This window comes from Psychrobacter pygoscelis (assembly GCF_004335015.1).
In the GTDB taxonomy this organism is placed as follows: domain Bacteria; phylum Pseudomonadota; class Gammaproteobacteria; order Pseudomonadales; family Moraxellaceae; genus Psychrobacter; species Psychrobacter pygoscelis.
Map to the genome: position 1 here is coordinate 1 of NZ_RQRU01000012.1, position 3654 is coordinate 3654.

3 protein-coding genes are annotated in these 3654 nt (G+C 33.9%); all 3 read right to left on the bottom strand.

The features are described 5' to 3' along the window. Positions 1-75: 75 nt before the first annotated feature. Genes EGV92_RS13720 through EGV92_RS13730 form a run of 3 tightly spaced genes read right to left on the bottom strand, consistent with a single transcriptional unit; the run spans position 76 to position 3602 of the window. Positions 76-1212 carry an NAD/NADP-dependent octopine/nopaline dehydrogenase family protein gene (locus tag EGV92_RS13720; RefSeq protein WP_131669874.1) on the bottom strand — a complete coding sequence of 379 codons (1137 nt, stop codon included), beginning with the start codon at positions 1210-1212 and terminating at the stop codon, positions 76-78. Between the two features lie 19 nt (positions 1213-1231). After that, positions 1232-2227, bottom strand: a complete 996-nt coding sequence (locus EGV92_RS13725) for a cysteine synthase family protein (protein ID WP_131669875.1) — start codon at positions 2225-2227, stop codon at positions 1232-1234. A gap of 16 nt (positions 2228-2243) precedes the next feature. Continuing rightward, complete coding sequence (locus EGV92_RS13730) at positions 2244-3602, bottom strand: type III PLP-dependent enzyme domain-containing protein (RefSeq protein ID WP_131669876.1); 1359 nt, start codon at positions 3600-3602, stop codon at positions 2244-2246. Positions 3603-3654 lie beyond the last annotated feature (52 nt).

The window sequence follows — 3654 nt, forward strand, 5'->3', positions numbered from 1 at the left end:
TATTAAGATAACCCTCTGCAAACAAGCAACGAATGAGTCTATTAATGCTATTCTGAATACTGAGGCTTTCATAATTCATTTATAGTTCTCCATCCAATCATTAGGTATAATTTGAGTTGTCAGATCCCGTATATCTTTATGCCAAGCTACCCCCCAAGAATGAATCTTATTTAAATTAGGTGTATTAACACCCAACGTCCTCCCCAAGGCAATCAGGACAGCCAACCCTATTTCAATATCTTCAAAAAAAACTCTAGACGCGGGGTCGGGAATAAGAATACCTTTGTCTTCAATACTTGGAAATTTAATACCTTCATACGCCTTATTACTTCTCAGGATATTATACATTGAAGAAGAATTTTTAATCATAGAACCATAAGCATCTTTCAACTCTTGTGATAAACTACACACTGAGCTTAAATTAAGCTTTATAACACTCTCAACCTCATTTTTTATTGCTTGATTTTCGGTGTCACATGCTTCTATTAGTTCGGCGGCTTCTTTTGAGATATCCGACCACCATTCTAAACCAGGATATATTTTATTATCAGTATAATCACCATCTACTCCAGACAAAGCGTATAATACAGGCGGGTGCATTAAAGCATTACCAGGAGTTAACGTAATTTCCATAAAACTTGAGAGAAGTTCAACCGAAGAGTCAAACAAACAGTTAAGCCTTTCTAACAGACATTTACTATCATCTTCTGAAGTTCCATCTTCCATTGCAATAAATAGCTTGGATTTTGCTCCTCCTTCCAACACAGAATCGCCATGTACTAAATTGGAGGCTATGTGACTGACATCCTTAAACCCCCAAATTATCGCCTTATTATCTTTTCCTATTAAATTTCTACATCGCCAATCAAAACCTCCACAACCTGGCATAGCACCTATATATATTTTTCTTTTTCGAGGCAAATAAGGTTTTATTAATTTAATCAACTTAGAGTGTGAATTGGAGGGAGCTGTTAGCAATATAATATCTGAATTTTCTAAAGCTATTCTAGGGTCTGATGTGACTAGCTCTGGTTTTCCGCCACATATTACTTCACCCTTATGATTGTAAACACGCCATAACTCATTTTTTTTTTCAAACTTATCTATTAGATATCTATTTTGAGTTAAAACATTGACTTTTGCACCCTTATTTGCAAACCGAATTGTTAATAAATGTCCTATTCTACCCGCACCAAATATAGTAATATTCATTTTAACCTTTTAATTTTGTTTATTTATCAATCCAGTTATCCAAGTTTTCTATAATATTAGAACTCAATAGATTCCTTGACTCCATCCATTCATCGTCAAATATTGTATTCAGATATTTCTCACCCCCATCAACAATTGGAGTGACAATATTGCCAGATATAGTATTAGTAGATATCAATTCTAAAGCCTTATATATCGCTCCTCCTGATGAACCACCTATTAAAACTCCGAAATTTTTTGCGAAATAACGTGCGGTGACAAAAGCCTCACTATCAGTAGCTTGCAACCCTAAATCAATACAGTCATATTCTAAAACTTTTCCAATTTCATCACCTTTTGGTGTTCCTGTACCTGATTGATAATACGGATGACCCGGTTGTCCAAACACTATAGATCCATCAGGCTCCACACCAATAATTTTAATGTCTTTACGAAATGCCTTTAAACCTTTGCCTATACCAGTTATAGAACCTCCAGTCCCGACACAACCTACATATGCATCAGGTCCATTCTCAAACTCTTCAAGTAATTCATCTACGAATCCTGTATATCCACCAGGATTGTCAGGATTATCTGACTGATTCATAAACATTGAATTTGGTATTTCTTTAGCAAGTTCCGCACCAAGTTTTTGACGCGCTACAACGGCTACTTCGTCTTCTTTATAATCACCTTCAATGAATTTAATTTCAGCTCCAAATGCACACATTATTTTTATTTTGTCAGGAGCTGCGTGGTGGTCTACTATAGCAATGAATCGCATACCTAATTCTTGTGCTGCAATCGCTAAACCAATTGCAGTATTACCTGATGAAGACTCAATAATTGTTCCATCAAGGTTAAGCTTCCCTGATTTTAAAGCTTGGACGACCATATTTCGCGCCATTCTATCTTTCATTGATCCGCCAGGATTATTTTTCTCATTTTTCAGATAGAAGTAACTATCTGAGAACTTAATTGGGATTTCTAATAAAGGAGTATTTCCGATACTGTCTGTAATTTTAGAAAAAATCACTCTATGATCTCCTAATTTAAATATCAACAAATGCAGATGAAAAATCTTTGTTTATTACCAATCTTGCTGGCATAGGATGTCTATGAAACTCATTCTCTAATAAATCCATTTGATAACCGCCTGTATTTGCAAAGATAATCAAGTCCCCTGCCTGAGGGATTAAAGGAAATTTGAGTATCCGATGGGTTATAACATCTTCTGCTAAGCAACTATGCCCAGCTATATATGCAAAGAAATTTTCATTTTTACAAGAAGATTTTCTTTTACTGATCAATATAGGGTCAATTAAAAACTCCGAATTAAACCAAGTTTCGCACGCATTAAAACTACTCCCTCTTACAAAAATAACATGATTATTTTCGGATATTGGCTTTACTCTTGAAACTTCAAAAACTGTCATACAAGCTTGATTTACTAAAGCCCTTCCCGGCTCTAAATATAAAGTTAAATTATTAGCCCTGAACCATTCTTTTACCTTTAAGTCTTTTGTTAAATTACTATTAAGAACTCCCCTTAACCAATCAGGTGCAGTTAAAAACCCACCATAAGGATAATAATCTAAAGGTTTTTTATTGTTAATAAAATGGCTCTCCGAGATATTTTTTATAATTCTTTTATACTTGCTATTATTCACATATTTAATAGGCATCCCCCCACCCATATCAATAACTGAGGTATTTATACCAATCTTATTTGCCGCCTCAATTAATTTTAACAGTTGTTGTATGGCCTCCACTCTAGGCTCTATATTATAACCACTAAGGTGGAAGTGAAACCCTAAAAATAAAATCTCTTTTGATATAGATATATCAACTAGCATTTTTTTTATTGTGTGCGCTGTTATACCAAATCGACTATTTTTCTCGAAATCAGGTTTAAATCTAATAAGAATAGGATGGTTTTTTAAAGACCTATTTTTTAGTAATTTTTTTAAATCGTAGTATTCATTAAGAGAATCTATTGAAATCAAAGACTTACTTTTTATAAGTTGTAACAAAAAATCAATTGGCTTAACGGGTCCCGTCGCAATGATATTAGTGCCATTAAATCCTGCTGATACTGCGTCTTTGTATTCGTAAATACTTGAGACGTCAATCCCAGATCCTACTAGGTAGGATTCTCTTATAAGTGCGATAGACTTGTTAACTTTTGAACCATAAAATATTTTAAACTCTACATTTTCTTCAACTAAAGCCTCTTCTAGTTCACTGATATTTTTTCTAAAGGATTCTAAATTTATTAAATGAATCGGCGAGCCATAACTATTAATATATTGAAATATTCTATCTGCCTTCTGCTCTACTAAACTCTTCCAAAACTCATTAAGAATTGGAGTAAATGAGCCAGACTTAGAGGTTACATATGAGGTTTGCATCTTTAAGCTCACTTTATTAAATGTACCCTAATACATCTAATGGATATAAACA

Coding starts and splice junctions, on each gene's coding strand:
- EGV92_RS13730 (WP_131669876.1), bottom strand. CDS start 3,602: ATGCAAACCTCATATGTAACCTCTAAGTCTGGCTCATTTACTCCAATT.
- EGV92_RS13720 (WP_131669874.1), bottom strand. CDS start 1,212: ATGAATATTACTATATTTGGTGCGGGTAGAATAGGACATTTATTAACA.